Genomic DNA, 15,684 nt, shown 5'->3' with positions numbered 1-15,684 from the left:
CCTTCGGTTTTGAACCGGCTGAGCAATTCATAGAGTCGCTTGGAATATTCCTTATTGAGGTTGAAGAAATTTCGCGTATTGATCAGGGCAAAGCCTTGGTTATATTCAATATATTCGGTGCGAAGCTCGTCATTGGGCACCATCATCAGCTTGCCGTCCTTGTAGGTCAGGCGCTTGAAGAAGGGGATATAGTCAAACTCCTCGTCGCCTTTTTCCGACACGCCACGGATCCCGACTTTGCGTTGCGAAAGTCGCTCGGCTACCGGGCTGAGAATCGAGCCAACGTGGCGCGAATCAATCTCTAACCATTCCGACAGCTGGCTACAGGAAAAAGAATACACCGGCGTATTGTTGAACCAGTCAGGTTCTTTCATGTGTGCCATCATCAGGGCAAACAAATCGGCTTCCCGGGCAGAGAGATCCTGACGGCTGAACACCAGTTGGTGACCCTTCTTGATATGTTTTGGCAGGGCCGGGCCGATCGCAGGGTAGTTAGCGTCTTGATTCACGACGAGTTCCATTGATGACATTATTCTGGCATTAAATAACAGAATTATGGCTTATGCAAACATTAACCGTAGAACTGTGGCAGGGGATCGCAGGTGCAGACTGACAGCCAGGTATGATTGAAGATGTGAACACAAAGAGAGTGACAACGTCACGACTAGAGTTCTGGTTAGCATTTATTTGTTATTTATTGTTGTATTTTTTTGTGGTTAGATTTTATCTATTTAATGACAACCAATAAAGTTATAGTGCGTTAGAATATCGTGGATTTACAGCCATACTTACAATCATGCTTTTCTCCCTTGACTCACCTCCGTATCCTCGCTTATACCGCATATAAGCCAATAAGAAACAAGTCATAGCCGATGCTGTGGGGTTGGTGTGATAACTCCGCGAGTTATCCACAAATCCACAGCGCTTGGCAGTATCACTTTTAATGCTTTATTGATCCTTTAAGATCTTTATTACTTTAGTGTCTTAAATACCGAGGAAAAACAATTAGTTGAAGATGTAAAAAGGGAGCATAGCCCGATAGAAAGGGAGTAGATGCAGAGTGGAGGGAAGTAAAGCCCGATAAGAAAGGGAGTCAATCCAGACGCAAAGGGGAGTGAAACCCAAAAGGAAAGGGAGCAGAACCCGATAACATGTTCACCTGTACACATAACAGTGTATTGGATGATAAAAAAGAAGCGTGAAAGGGAGTGCTTGTCCGCAAGAAGAGGAGTTATTATAGATCCAGCTCCCATTTTCAGCCGACACGAACGGCCTGTTCGAGAGAGACGTGTATGCCAGCCAAACCCAAGCACCTGACCAAGATTCCGGACTCACTGGTGATCCCCAATAAATTCCTGCGCGGCCGTCAGGATTACACCCGTTACCAGCGCTGTATGACAGCCCTTGTCATGCTGGGGATGCAGCAAGAGCGCAACCGGCTGTATGAAATAGACCCTATCGGCAAGCCACTGGCGGCAACAATGTCACCCGCCAAGGCCAGGGAGCATTACAATAACTACATTCCCTCCGAGCAGATGGACGTCAACCGCTACCATACCTTCGATTATGAAACGGTACTTTCTTTCCTGGGCGTCAAAGCCTCCTCTTTTCACAAAACCCTCAAGCGCTCGTGCCTGGCGATCACCAACAAAACGGTCATGCTGGAAGAGCACAATGGCAAAGAGTCGTTTGTCACCTTTGTCCCGATCCCTTTTGCCGAATATAAAAATAAAAAGCTCACGCTCGGGGTACTCGACAGCGCAGTGCCAATTTTCATGGAGCATTCGCGGGGCTTTTCGGTCGTCGACCTCAAAATCTGGACCAAGCTCTCCAGCCCACATGCGATCCGGCTGCTCGAACTGGTAAGCAAAGACAAAAACCGAACCGAATTTACCATGGAGATCGAAGAATTTAGGCGCCTGTTCGGCGTAGATTTCAAGGTTTATGAGGACCCGCAAGAGGCGATGCAGGCCGGCGCCAAAGTCGGTGATTACATCAAGGTACGCGATCCCAATGAGCCGAAATGGAATCGAATCCGAATTTATCCGTCAATCAAGGATCTGCGCAATAATGTCCTGACCCCTTCGTTTACCCAGCTGCTGAGCCAATCCGGCGGCGTCTGGAGTGCCACCGATGCCGAAGGGCTGGGCCATGAGTTATTGTCTGGCCGGCACAAGGCAGGTCGCGGCCGGCCGGTGACCCACATTCGATTCTGCCTGAAATACAATACCACCAATGCCTGTGAGCAGGCGATGGAAGCCCAACCCGAGCTGACAGCAGGCTACAGCGGACTGGATATCGATAAGTTCTGCAAGGAAATACTGACCCAGCTACAGCGCAACGGCGTGGTTAATCGCAACAGTAATCTTGCTGATGTAAAAAGCAAAATATATTCGGGGCTGCAACATATCGTTGACGAAAGCAAAGAGATAGCAGATGCCAAGCAGGCCGCTATCCGGCAAGGTACCGAACCATTTGGCGGCATCACATCTGACGAAATTGCGGTGATCAGTACCTACAAAAAACTGATGGCAATGAATATCGACCAGGTTGAAGAACATGCCGATCTAATCAGTCTTGACGAGCTTCATCAACTGTCGATCAATGTCAGCCTGCTGAAGGATTTTGGCATCGCGCTCAGCGATGATTTCTATACCCGCCTGACCTGCCTGGCGCTGCACAAGGGCGGCCACATCGGCTGACCACTTCTCCGACAAAGCGCTTCCCGACAAAGCGCTTCCCGGGAAACCTCTTCCCCGGCAAACCACAGACCGGGGAAAGGGTTGCCGAGCTTGAAGGTTAAATCTTAAAGAAAGCCAAATGCTGTCGCTGCTGCTCGGCCATTTTTGACAACTCGGCCGCTGTAGCGGCATTTTGCCGGATCCCGGTCACATTTTGGCTAACTAGGTCCGAAACAGTGGTCACGTTGCGGTTGATATCCAGTGTAACCTGGGACTGCTGATCGGCAGCCGTGGCCACCTGGGCATTGAGATCACTGATATCAACGACCGAGCGGGTGATCCCCTGCAAGGCCTCGTTAGCGCGGGCCGCCAAAGCCTGGTTCGTTTCAAGCTTGGCCAGGCTTTGTGCCATGCTGTCACTGGCGTCGGATGACTGAGTCTGCAGCGCAACAATGATCGCCTGTATCTCCTCGGTCGAACTTTGGGTACGGGCAGCCAGCATCCGCACCTCGTCGGCCACAACGGCAAACCCTCGACCCGACTCACCGGCACGGGCAGCCTCGATTGCGGAATTGAGCGCGAGCAGGTTGGTCTGCTCAGAAATGGCCTGAATCACTTCAACCACTTTACTGATCTTATCGGACTGCTCCTTCAGATGCTCAACGACATCGGCAGTCCCTGACAGAGTCGCGGCCATCTCAATATTGGCCTCATGGCTTTGACTAAAAATCTCAAGCCCCTGGACAGCCAGCGAATCGGTCTGCCTGGCACTGTTATCTGCCGTTCCGGCATGCGAGCTAACATCCGCAGCGGCGGCAGAGAGCTCGGTCACTGCAGAGCTGATTTGGCTGATCTCGTCTCGCTCCTGTTCGGCGTTGTCCTGGGCCTGGTTCATCACGCTGGCAAGCTCTGTCGATGCCGATGCGACGCCGCTGCTAATGGTAACCAGCGCAGACACCGTCGTATTGAGCTTATCGATGGTCAGATTGATATCATGACCAAGCCGGGCAAGCTCGTTGCTGCCATCATCGTCGGCCCGGACGCTGAGATCGCCACTCGATACACGCTGCATTACCGTCTGTAGCTGTTCGATAGGACGGACGATCAACCTGGCGACCAGGAACGGCCCAGCAAAACCAATCGCCAATATACCCAGCATCATCAACAGCCCATCAAGCCTGGAGTCCTTATCATATTGATGATAGTAATCAATGGTATCGAGAGCTACCTTGCTAAGGCGAAGCGACAACGTGGCCGTTGACTGATCAAACGCGGTGCTCACACGACTGTACTGCCTGAAGGCATCATTAGATATGTTCTCAGCGCTAATGCCGGACTGTCGGCGCTGAATAAGCGGGATAAGCTGACTGCGGATCACCCGGATATAATCCTCAAGTGCCGATTTCACAGTGTCGACGCTGTTGCCAGTACGGTCGTATCGACCTAACTTGGTCAATAACGGCTCGGCTGCCTCAATCTTGGCCTGAAGCTTGGAAGGTAACTGTTCAAGCACTTGCGGGTCGTCGATACTGATAATAACCAGCGAGTGCATTTCGCTTTTCAATGTGATCAACTCAGTGACGGTGTCTTTGTGGTTCAGTACAGCTTCGGCAGTATTGTTCACATCAGCCTTTTGAGCCTGGCTAACGATGATGGCAAACACCAGCGAGCCGACCAGCATGGTCGCCATGGCGATCACCGGAACTAATATCTGTGCCCGAATAGATAGATTTTTAAATAGGTTGCGCATAAATAGTCCTTTTCAGCGGTTGCAGTCTGACTCAGATAAAAAAAGGGCGGGCACAGGGCCCGCCAACCGGAACACACCAAACCAAAGCCTATCGTTGGCCCGGTGTATTTTCTTACCGCATATCTCCCAGAGCCTTAACCTGGCTCCCCCTACAAACAACAAAACCAGTCTATCCGGCACCGGAAGTTGCTCAATTATGATATTTGGTAAACCGGTTCACCAATCTAGCATTGGTGACCAAGATCATATCGATTACCGCTAACTATCTATTTGTTCAGCCTATTTCGGCTGTCTGTTTATCATGCCGATCATCGGGCCGGGTGCTTTTTGTCGCGCCGTCTAACAGGGCAACAAACTCTTTGATCCCAACCGGGCGGCTATGCAGATACCCCTGGGTGTAATCAACATTAATCTGGCGGAGAAAGTTGAGCTGATCATGGGTTTCGACGCCTTCCGCCACAATCTTAAGCCGAAGTGACTTGGCGATATTGACGATGTGTTCAACCAGGCGCTGCTTTAGCGATGGCTTTTCGGCTCCCCAGATAAAACTTTTGTCGATTTTAAGGTGATCGACACTGAGCTCGCGCAGGCCCTCAAGGTTGGAAAAGCCGGTACCAAAGTCATCGATTGCCACCTTGAAGCCGAGCGCCCGCAAGCGGTGAACGCCCTCACAAAGGTTGTCGAGATCATCGATCTGCTTCTCGGTCAGCTCGACAGTGAATAAGGGGTAATATTTTACCGGCAGCAGTCGGCAAAGCAGCTCACAGATGTGGCCGGAAGCAATATCATCAGGAAATGCGTTGATGGCTACCTGGCAACGACCGATCAGCCCGGCCTGCCTGAGCTCACCAATACAGCTCGTCACTACCTGCGCCGATAGCTCACGAGTCTGATTATTTTGTTCAACCACAGGAATAAACAGATCTGGGCGAACAGGAACGCCGTCAGCCGTTTGCCAGCGGCACAACACTTCGCAACCGGCGATCTGTCCGGACGCGATATCGACAATCGGCTGGTAATTGAGCGTTAACTGGCGCCTGTTGATCCCGCGCCGAACCTGACGGGGCATGCTATACAGCCACCGATGCAGGCTCAAACCAAGCAAGGTTGCCAGGGTCAGAGCGGTGGCCAAAAAGATAACAATGAGCCCACCTACTGCTTGCTGATCGGCAATATAACCCATGATATCGACACCGACGACGATACATTCCACCTCACTTGAGCACTCACTGAACAGCCAGTAGCCTCCCTGATACCATTCAAGCCCGGCTACCGGAGCGACAAATGCCTCAGTGGGTAGCGCACGGTTACCGTAGGTAAACGTATTGTCTCCCTCGACAAAATGAAAATTGACGAAACTCAGCCATGGCAAGTTTGACTTAGTCTGGGTGCTTGGGTAATCCAGATAGGCAATAAACGCCCCCTGATGAACAGTTTTGCCATCTATCCGGCCGCCAAACAGTGACAAGGGTTGGTGAAGGGTAAACCCGCCGCCGTCGGCAAACAAAAAGTCCGGCTTAGCCAGTGGCACCGGGGTAGAAAGCCGGCCTTCAAGAGAAGAACAGAGTATCAGCCCGTCCCTGACAAGCGAAATATTGGTTAGGAAGTTGGCCTTGAAATCGGCCTGCTGCATGGCTGTCAATACCGTCGAATCACAATCAGGCTGCGGATGCATGTGGTTAAGCGGTATCAGGATAGCACTGACATCATTGCCGACTCCGACAGACAGTTCACTGAGCTGCGAGACCAGGGTATTTTTGTGATTTGACCAGTTGGTATGAAGCCCCAGCCAAATGAGCGGGGCTGCCATAAGAAAGGTTAACAACCACAGCAAGGCAAGCAAAGAGGGTTTTCGGAGGTGGAAACTATTTTTGAACATGACATTACAGACTATCGGGTAAATATAAAATCTGACCGGCAAAGAACTAGCCAAGGCCAATGAAACACAGTACCAGACCAACAACCGTCATCAGGGCAGCGTTAATGGTAAGCAAAATACGTTGCCGCCTGAGCTGGTTGGTGACCAGGACAGTCATTGCATCGAGATCGCCCCGGGTCACCCCCTGGCTAAGCCGGGAAGAAACAGTACGTGGCGAATACTGCGTCACTGGGGCCCTCGCTGAAAGGGCGACGTGGTCTCTGATCCAGCCTACTTCGGCCACTGCGCCGCTCTCCCAGTGGATCCCCCTTCTCGTTACCGTGTAACAATTGGCTTTATCCTGATCGAGTAAGGCGGTAAAGTCCGGATTGTTCTTTACCAGGGAGCGGAAATCCACGGTTCCTCGGCTGCCGTCTGACAGTTCGACATAATAATTGAGCTGACGATATAAGTAGGTGGCACGAACCAGGGAGATATCACAACACTCAGTCTGTTGAGGGAGGGAATGACCTTTCATGAGATCCTCTTCACTGCTAAACATCAAAGGTTCTACGAACTGAAGATGAATCAGGCGGTTTAATAGAGACGAAAAAACTGCATAAGTTAGTCCTATCTACTCTGGTGTATAAACCAGCCCGAACTGAAACATCGAAAGTTGCGACGAGAAATACCCGTCATAAGTCCTGATAAATTAATAAAATAATTATATTATCAGCAATCTAAAGAAATAAGAATAAATCACTAGAACTTAATTAATCACCCCATAGTAAATATATAAAACCACAATCATTGCAACTATATCGCCAATAACACCCAGACAAATAACAATCACCATCCATTATTTTTGAGCCGTACTTTATTTATCTGCGTGCTATTGTTATCGACATAACGATGGCAACCTCATGTATGACCTTCCCGGCAGGAGAGACTATCAATAACGATCTGATCCCGGCCAGCCTGCTTGGCCCGATACAGCGCCTGATCAGCCCGTAGGTACAACTCATCAGGGTCTTCTCCGGCCATGTAGCGGGCGATACCCGCACTGGCAGTAACCACCGGCGCAACCGGCGAGGCAGGATGTTCAATGCCTGCCCGAGACAGGCTTGTTAAGACCTTCTCCAGAAGAAGCCTGGCCTGCCCCTCATCCGCTCCCGGCAGGACAAGCGCGAACTCCTCGCCGCCAATTCTGGCAACCGTATCAACGGAGCGCTGGCATTCGGCGGCCAATATCGCAGCAAACTTCTGCAGGCAGGCATCGCCGGCAGGGTGACCAAGGGTGTCGTTGTACTGTTTGAAGAAATCGATATCAATAACAACCAGTGACAAAGGGTGGGCCAGACGCCTGGCATTTCCAATGGCTGACTCTAGCTGGATATTGAATGCCTTCCGGTTTCTTACCCTGGTCAGTTCATCGAACTGTGAGTTAACTTCTAGCTGCCTGATAAGCGTTATCTTGTCGATAAATCTTGCCTCGGCACTGAGGAAAAATTGTCTGACCGTGAAGAAAAAAATACCAAAAAGTAGCGGAAACTTAAGCAGGCTCAGAACGTGCTCGGCCAAGCCACTGCCCGGTGTTAACAGCGAAAGACACAAATAGCAGCCGGTTACCGGTACCAGCGCAACAACCGTCAGGCTGGGTTTGACATACCACCCTATCATCATCGCTAGAAACCCTATGAGAAGAATTTTCTCTGCAGCTTCCGCTCGGTCCCATACAACTATGACGGTCCATGCCAGGCTTATCCAGCTGGTACTCAACACCGCCCCACCCAAATGCCACCACAACAACCGCCACCGGCTTTGGCGGGAAGCCTGAAAGGCGACTGCGCCGATAACGATACCGAGAACACCATAACCATAGAAATAATACCCTTCCGGGTTCGGCGAACCATATTGAAACAGGTAGTAGCCGACAATAGTGTGGAGCAGCAATGATGCAGCCGCTATCCAGATAAAACCATTAAACAGGATCCGCTCACTAATTTGCCGACTTATTGCTTTTTCATTTACTTCGAATAAAGGGTATTGACTCATTAAGAGAACGGGACCTTATAGCTGTAGAAGAGGAGGCCTATTCAGCACCCTGCTGCGAAAGATATTCCTCCTACTGTTATCATTTATAAAATCAGTGCTTGTTAACAAAGTGGTACTTTAACATTCAATGCAAATCACAGCAAAACAATAATGGACACCAACCATTATAAAGGCACTTAAGTGAGACGAAGGAAAACAGCTCGTACCATATAGGATTACGCTGATCACAAAGGCCATCAACGAGTTAGTCGATGGGACTGCAAGAAAGAAGCAAATACTGGTATTATCAGCAGATTATTCAGTGTCTCACGCTATAGAAAGACAGAGACCATTTTGGGGAGCGAGAAATGCCAAGAGTGAGCCAGGCGGTTGCGGCCGAAACAAGACGAAAGATCGTCAACGTCTCGTTTGATATCGCGATGAACGAGGGCTTTGACAAATTAACCTTTGGCACCATTGCCAAGAAAGCCGGGATCACCCGCTCCGGGATCAATGCCCATTTCAAACTCAAGGCCGATCTTATTGATGAGCTGACCCCAATGTTTGCCGAAATCATTGAAAAGCCGCTAATCTTTTCCTCTCCGGATGCCTTTTTCACCTCCTGGGTCTATGCGATTCACCACGAGCCTGAATTCGTCAAAGCGATCAGCCATGCCGGGGCCATCATTTCACCGCGAAGCGGGGTAAAAGGCCTGTTTGAAAGAATTGCCGGCGAGCCTGCCGACGTTGAGCGCTGTATCTATATGAGTATTGGGTATGCGGTTGTCCACCTATCGAACAACGATGACGCTACGCCGGAAGAACAACCGATAGAAGAATCTGCCACCGCTTAGTCCTGCTAACAGGCAGTGTATCTCTATGATGTGGCCACGCAACGTGGCCTTCTTGTAATCAAACCACCCGGTCCCGAACCCGCATGATGGTCATCCGGGAAACCTTGTATTCCTTGGCAATCGAATAAACAGACTGCCCGGCCGCGAGTTTCTCGGCCACCTCGAGTTCCTGTTCCGGTGACAACTTTCGCTTTCTGCCCCCCAGGCGACCTGTCCGGTATCTGCCGGTTTGCAGACGGTCAACAATAATAGAATGTTCGAGCTCGGCAAACATACCCATGAGCTGCATCATCGCCTTGCCCATCGGTGAGTTGTTCGAAGTATCAATTTGTCCGTCTAACGTTTTTACCGTCGCACCCTTCTTATGGATGCGATCAACGGTATCTATGACCTGTCCAAGTGATCGCCCCAAACGGTCGAATTTCGTGATGAGCACGATATCTCCCTCACGAACAAAATCAATCAGATCGTGCAGCTTTTTAATGTTTTCTTCACTTTTCCCTGATTGCTTACCATAAAACACTTTTTCGCATCCTGCGTTTTTCAGTGCTTCCAGTTGCGCCTCTAACGACTGATCTAAAGTTGATACCCTGGCATACCCGACATGCATATTATTTTATGTTCTTATCTGTACAGTTAGGAACACCTATTATGAATCGTCACAAATCTAAAGGGAAGGGGATTTTGAACATGTTCATTTTTATCACCATAGTTTTGAACATGTTGGGAATAAAAACAAGACTGAGCGGAAACATAACAGAGTGGTGCTACGCGAACAGAAGTAGGGGATAGGTCAAAAACTGACTCAGATTTCAAACTGCGAGCGAAATACCTGAGTAAACCAGTCAGGTACTGCGCATTAACGCTGCAAGGGCGGCTACATGCGCAAATTGTTACGATTGAAGCAGCCCTATACTATAAGTTACTCCACTCCATCATGGCTTCCACAAAAGCTTTTGTTTTGGCGGGCTGGCCACTTCTGCTTGGGTAAACTAAATAAACGGCCGTACTTGGTAGAGTGATTTCGGAAAATAATTGACTGACCGTACCCGATTCAATATCCGGAAGAACCATATTTTTAGGCACAACGGCAAAGCCAATATGCTGCTTGAGCGCTTGGATCACATTGCCCATATTATTAATCAAAAAACGTGGCTTAAAGACAATTTTCTTACCTTTCCAAGTAATACTTGGAGTATATATTTGGTAGATATTTTCCCCTTCATGTAGACAGGCAATATTGTCTAATTCACCAAGTTGTTCCGGGTTGGTAATTTCTCCTTGTTCGGCCAAATACTCTTTACTGGCAACAATGATCCAATCTGAATAATGAATTTTCCGGTAGATGAAACTACTGTCCATTAGCTCATGGCCACCAAATTGTATCGCTAAATCAAAATTGTCTGTTAATAGATCAGGTGATTTACTGGTCTGAATTATTTCAAGTTGAACTTTAGGGTATTGCTTTAAGAACTTAGGGATAACTTTTTTTAATAAAACATTGGCCATGTTGTTGGGAATGCATACACGTAATAAACCTTGTGGAACATCACTAAGCTCATTAATGAACTGTGCACCTTTATCCAATTGCTCCAATGCTGCCAAACAAAATGATAGATATTGCTCTCCAGCTTCGGTCAAGCTGACTTTTCGAGTGGTGCGTTGCAACAAGCGTATGTTTAGGTTCTTTTCGAGCTGAGACACTTTCGTGCTCACCGTCGACTTTTCTATTTTTAGGACTTCCGCAGCTTTAGTGAAACTTTGCAGTTGAGCTACTGATACGAAAATACGAATTTGGTTTAAATCATTGTTCGCCATAAAAAACAATCTTTTAGTAAAATCGCCGATTATCAATTATTAGAGAATAGTTATAGTTTGGCAACTAAAACTTTAGGAGCAAAGCAATGAATGATAAATTTGAGCGCAGACAGCAGACAACTGGATATGACAAGGGCTATAAATGGCTACATTGGTTAATGGCTGTTTTGGTTATATTGATGTTTATGGCTACGTTTGGGTTTGAACAGGCCAAAACCGAGGCCGATAAAATAGAAATGTTAATGGGTCACTCGACTATTGGCAGTGTGGCCTTCATTTTGTTTCTAACCCTTTTTAGTAAACGTTTTATATTTAAATCACCACGACCAAAACATAATTTAGATGTAGTGACAAACATGGCAGCTAGAGTGGGGCATTCGTCTCTGTATGTATTACTTTTTTATGTGCCAGTGACAGGTTTTTTAGTAGCCAGAGCACATGAGCTCCCTGTTTTCTGGCTTGGTCAGGTCAATATTTCAGAGCTCAGCGAGTATAGCGAGGTCCATTTTGATATGATACGAAACCTTCATGAACTAGGGGTAAAAGCATTAATGGTATTAGTTGTCATCCATATTGGCGCTGCGGCTTTCCACGGACTCGCTAAAAAAGATGGCGTTTTTGGTGCCATGTGGCTAGGTAAAAAAGCATAGCTTTGACACTATAGCCTAGTATTTTTACATATTAAAAGCAGCCTCTTTAGGGCTGCTTTGTGACAATATCGCTGACCTTAAAACGTACATAAAATCCTTGCTAGGCTCGGTGTACAGTACAATTGAAGCAACCAGGGTTTGCATTATGAATTTGCAGGTAGGTGACTGCACTATTTAAAAACTGGTTATGGATAACATGTTCCAATTCTGCACCTTGTACGGTTTGTGCATGAATCATCAAATTCTTGATGTTATATGCCCTTACTGACAGTAACCTTTTTTCTAATATTTCGGGTATCTCGTTGACTTCCAACTCAGCTTCTTCAGCATTTTCGCGAATGAAGATAGGGCCTGATGCTTGATAAGGTGATTGGACGTCATGATATTTATATGGGATGAGCAACACTCTCTCTCCAACTTCAGCCTCTTTTAACGATACCCGACAAGGGTAGCCGGGCTTTGAGTCTGCCGTCAGCCATATAGCATTTACTTCTGAAAGTTGCTCCTCGCTCTTATTAAATAGTTCTGCAAAAACTTTCTTCTCAATGGGTTTAACTATAAAGTTCGTAGTCATCGCTGTTCCAGCCTATCTATCTGCCTATCTGAAAAGGCTAGGATAGCTAGCCTGCAATAAATTTCTCGCCACAAACGGAACTGTAACTTAAGGCAATAGATAGACGTCAGACTAACTTTGCAACAAGGTCTTGATACCTTGCTTTCGATGAAATAGTCATGTTTGCTGATTTGTCTATGAGCCGTAGAACTTGCCCGTTCATCTCGCGCCTATCAGCAGTCAAATCAAAAAGACATTAGTAATCGCTCAATATCAGTTTCAACTGTATATGGCAATAAAAAGCCCTCTGATAATGGGTGTCCAACTATCAGGGGCATATTCAAATTGCGTCATTTCGACTTATTATTACTGCTTGATTTCCCACACATCAAACAGACCATTGTAAAAGTCGATGTTCATGATCCGGTTATTTCCAATATCTACGCCAATACGGCCATCGCAAAGGCTGTATTTACAATCTTCATGATCGACCCTGACTTCAATATCTTCTACATTGACCTTTGCGGATGGAAAATCAAACTTGATGGATTCCAGATTGGCGGTTTTCTCTTCTTTCCCTTTTCCACCTAAGCCGGAAAACTGCTTAGACTTCCATTCAAGATTGTCAATTGCGTGTCGGACCAAATACCGCTCAGTCACCTGACTATGCATCGCCCCGGTATCTAGGAACCACAACAAACTGCCTTTTTCGCGAGAATGGGTTAACACCATAGGATCATCAAACAACCATACCAGGTTAGGTATCTTCCAGGTCTTTTTCATCGGCTGTTGAATAGCAAGCGTCATTTCGGCAAAGTTGAATGACAAGTCCATTTTTTTCAGCACCGGCCAACCGATGATGCCATCAAGCTGATACCAGTTGAACCCTAAAATCCGCTGTTCAAGGGACTCATTGTCAACAATGACTGCAGCCTGATTACGGAGCTCCGCCGGCCCAAGCCTAAATGACGGTAAGATAGCCACCTGGGCGAATACTTCATTATCTGTTGCAGTATCAATCGAAACTTGATGCCGCTTATCGGCAACAATGCTCAGAGTATCCGCAACTCGCTGGGTAATCACGTTGGTAGATGCACCGGTATCCAATACGAAATAGAAGGTCTTGCCATTAATCTGCACTTCGGCTCGGGGCAAAGTGACTAGAAAATGACTCTCCAGAGGTATTTGCCCTTGAGGGGCAACAAACTCAAGCGTAGGAGCAGAGCGGTTCTTATAAGCTAGAGCCAGTACGGCACTATCATCACCGGGATCCAATATTCCTTCATCTACCAGCTCACGCAGCCTGTCAAATCGCTCCAGCTCAGTTAGCAACGCCACCCATAAGGGCAGAACCTGCCTATCTTTCTGATAGAGCTGCTCCAGTGCTTTTTCAGCTTTATCAAAATTAGCGTGCTTCATCAGCTCATAAATATCAGCTAATTGCTCTATTTTAATACTCTCAGATTTAGCCATCATCACTGCCTGGTTAGCGGTTGTGTCAGCTGAATCAGCAGCCAGTCCCTGGCTGCACATGAATAATAGCTGGTATGCTATCAATAGCTCTCTATTGAACATCCACTCTCCTTACTTACCTTCATCCTTTGGGTGATGTTCTACGTAGGTAAGTTCACCACTGATACCTTTTTCTCTTCTAGCTTTGTTACCGGAATTTCAGAATAAACCACTATAAAAGCAATAATCGAATCGGTGATTATTTATCATTTCACTCACCTGAATATTACTCATAACTAAGTCAAATCTACCAGCCGTAACCAAAAGTAAGGCTCAATTCAGTACCACCCACTTCGACATCACTAACAGCGAACTCAATTAAAAGTAGCGAATATTTCCAGTTATAGATTCAGTAAATGAATTAAAACATAGGCGAAGAATGAAGGGGGTAGAACAGATTGGTAACAAACACCCATAACAGATCATAACGAGGTTTATTGGTGAACAAGTCTATCTTTCAGTGTGAGTTATGATCCATTTCAAGATGTTGGCTTTAATCATGAATTCATAGATAGGTACTCAAACAAGGGTTGTAAGTCTATCAAAATTGAAATTCCTCCAAAGTCATCAGTGATTAGTCTTTGTGTCGCAAAAGCGTCGTCATAGGCAAAACTGATTGAGGAGAATTCTTCATGGCAGAGATTAACAAAACGTCATGTTTACCAGAGTCGGAATGAACGCAGAATACGGCATTAACCCCTATAAATCATCAGACAACTTATGAGAACGGGAAACGTCTATGTGAAGCGCCATTTATAGGAAGGCAGCTGACTTAGGTAGAGTTATTCAGCAGTGATGCTGACCGCCGGATTAAAATAGAAAGCAATTTTTAAAATATTTAAGTAATTTACGTAAGCATAACCAGATAAGAGGTAGTGCGACTTTATATAAGATTGTTAAAATGATAGTTAATAGAGGAACAAAGCATTAAATAAACTACAAACATTTATTGATTCAGTTATTGCAAGAGTCTCGATGAATACACTGAAAATCCTTTTGGAATATTCAAGATATAACCATTAACACAAGATTTTAGATAACTTCAAGTATTTGTGACAAGCTTGTCACATAGATTATATAGCGCCTCACTTGTAAGAGGTAAATAATGTTGAACGATATTTGCAATAAAGTAACATGTTGCACATGCCCTAAGAGAAAGCAAGATATTATGGCCACAAATCCCAAGCTTATAGCATTGAATTATAAATACTAATAGAATTGATGGTCATTTAGCCTTGTTTTTTGTGCTTTTATGTCTACATTTGTAGATTAGAGGCTGTGCAGCAAGGAGTGATAACCTGGCAATAGAGAGCATTTCAATTATCAACCTATATACTCTACTAGTGAGACTGTTCGATTTTAAATATGGGCGTAGAGAGCTGGATATATAAATATAGTTCATGCTTTGGTCTCAACTATATACCATGAAAAATACGGATAAAATTGAGAAGAATTAGCCCCTTTTATGTGTTTTTATAAATTTACACTAGATTAATATATGGATTTGTTTTTCTAGAATAACTGCCGAGTGTACATGTGACCACTCTTGATTTGGCTTGTTACTCGTTCACTTTCTAGTCGAACAAGGATAAGTTTGAAGGTAAAGTGTTTCGTTAGAGTTTTCATATGCTTGGCAAGTCAATGAGAATTTGCTCTTAGACTAATTCAAGGGATAACACTATGTCCAATCAAAAAATAGTTAATCAGCAAGCCCAAGAGCGATTTAATAATCGTAAAGAATACTACAATGAAAATCTTAAGCAAATTGAAAACCTAAAGTTAGGCAAGGGTTTTGATTACTCAAAAATTGAATCACCATCGAGGCTTATCGAGCGCGCTAGACGTTTAGGTTTGTTTAAAGAAGCCGATGTGCTTTCACGTGATCCTGAAGATAAGGAATGTGGCAGAAGGGTATTTGAAAAAATTATTGCTAAGAATAATTTACTTAATATCAATTTTTTACATGAAGGTTCG

Annotated in this window: 13 protein-coding genes; 4 read left to right on the top strand and 9 right to left on the bottom strand. The window is 46.1% G+C overall.

The features are described from left to right. Positions 1–509, bottom strand: a 509-nt coding sequence (locus MHN01_RS04665; protein ID WP_370646423.1) for a replication initiation protein, incomplete at its 3' end; no start/stop codon positions are given. 783 nt (positions 510–1,292) lie between these two features. Here MHN01_RS04665 and MHN01_RS04660 point away from each other — a divergent pair. Continuing rightward, entirely contained in the window at positions 1,293–2,702 is a 1,410-nt protein-coding gene (locus MHN01_RS04660; protein WP_239410253.1) for a replication initiation protein, read from the top strand. Between the two features lie 97 nt (positions 2,703–2,799). Here MHN01_RS04660 and MHN01_RS04655 read toward each other — a convergent pair whose 3' ends face one another. The 4 genes from MHN01_RS04655 to MHN01_RS04640 form a co-directional block, all read right to left on the bottom strand. Next, positions 2,800–4,431: a methyl-accepting chemotaxis protein gene (locus MHN01_RS04655; protein WP_239410252.1), complete on the bottom strand. Its 1,632-nt coding sequence runs from the start codon at positions 4,429–4,431 to the stop codon at positions 2,800–2,802. Between the two features lie 274 nt (positions 4,432–4,705). Next, positions 4,706–6,241: an EAL domain-containing protein gene (locus MHN01_RS04650; protein WP_239410251.1), complete on the bottom strand. Its 1,536-nt coding sequence runs from the start codon at positions 6,239–6,241 to the stop codon at positions 4,706–4,708. A gap of 115 nt (positions 6,242–6,356) precedes the next feature. After that, the gene (locus tag MHN01_RS04645) at positions 6,357–6,827 is read right to left on the bottom strand and encodes a DUF2442 domain-containing protein (RefSeq protein WP_239410250.1); all 471 of its coding nucleotides are present in this window, start codon (positions 6,825–6,827) and stop codon (positions 6,357–6,359) included. A gap of 383 nt (positions 6,828–7,210) precedes the next feature. Continuing rightward, positions 7,211–8,344 carry a GGDEF domain-containing protein gene (locus MHN01_RS04640; RefSeq protein ID WP_239410249.1) on the bottom strand — a complete coding sequence of 378 codons (1,134 nt, stop codon included), beginning with the start codon at positions 8,342–8,344 and terminating at the stop codon, positions 7,211–7,213. Positions 8,345–8,691: 347 nt separating this feature from the next. On the opposite strand from MHN01_RS04640, the gene MHN01_RS04635 reads away from it, so the two are divergent. Next, entirely contained in the window at positions 8,692–9,177 is a 486-nt protein-coding gene (locus tag MHN01_RS04635; RefSeq protein ID WP_239410248.1) for a TetR/AcrR family transcriptional regulator, read from the top strand. Positions 9,178–9,235: 58 nt separating this feature from the next. On the opposite strand, the gene MHN01_RS04630 is transcribed toward MHN01_RS04635, so the two are convergent. Together MHN01_RS04630 and MHN01_RS04625 are read right to left on the bottom strand one after the other, a co-directional pair. Beyond that, on the bottom strand, positions 9,236–9,787 hold the full coding sequence (locus MHN01_RS04630; RefSeq protein ID WP_239410247.1) for a recombinase family protein: 552 nt from the start codon (positions 9,785–9,787) through the stop codon (positions 9,236–9,238). A 305-nt stretch (positions 9,788–10,092) separates the two neighbouring features. Further along, a complete protein-coding gene (locus tag MHN01_RS04625; RefSeq protein ID WP_239410246.1) occupies positions 10,093–10,995 on the bottom strand; it encodes a LysR family transcriptional regulator in 903 nt (300 codons plus the stop codon). Between the two features lie 86 nt (positions 10,996–11,081). On the opposite strand from MHN01_RS04625, the gene MHN01_RS04620 reads away from it, so the two are divergent. Further along, positions 11,082–11,645, top strand: coding sequence for a cytochrome b (locus MHN01_RS04620; protein ID WP_239410245.1), 564 nt, complete (start codon positions 11,082–11,084; stop codon positions 11,643–11,645). 100 nt (positions 11,646–11,745) lie between these two features. Here the strand turns inward: MHN01_RS04620 and MHN01_RS04615 are convergent, their stop codons facing one another. Further along, positions 11,746–12,219, bottom strand: a complete 474-nt coding sequence (locus MHN01_RS04615; protein ID WP_239410244.1) for a DUF1203 domain-containing protein — start codon at positions 12,217–12,219, stop codon at positions 11,746–11,748. Between the two features lie 345 nt (positions 12,220–12,564). After that, positions 12,565–13,773 carry a TIGR02281 family clan AA aspartic protease gene (locus MHN01_RS04610; protein WP_239410243.1) on the bottom strand — a complete coding sequence of 403 codons (1,209 nt, stop codon included), beginning with the start codon at positions 13,771–13,773 and terminating at the stop codon, positions 12,565–12,567. Positions 13,774–15,390: 1,617 nt separating this feature from the next. On the opposite strand from MHN01_RS04610, the gene MHN01_RS04605 reads away from it, so the two are divergent. Further along, positions 15,391–15,684 (top strand): hypothetical protein (locus tag MHN01_RS04605; protein ID WP_239410242.1); only part of this gene is annotated, 294 nt, incomplete at its 3' end.

Source organism: Photobacterium sp. OFAV2-7, from assembly GCF_022347985.1.
Classification (GTDB): Bacteria; Pseudomonadota; Gammaproteobacteria; order Enterobacterales; family Vibrionaceae; genus Photobacterium.
This window is presented reverse-complemented; position numbering and strand designations above follow the sequence as displayed.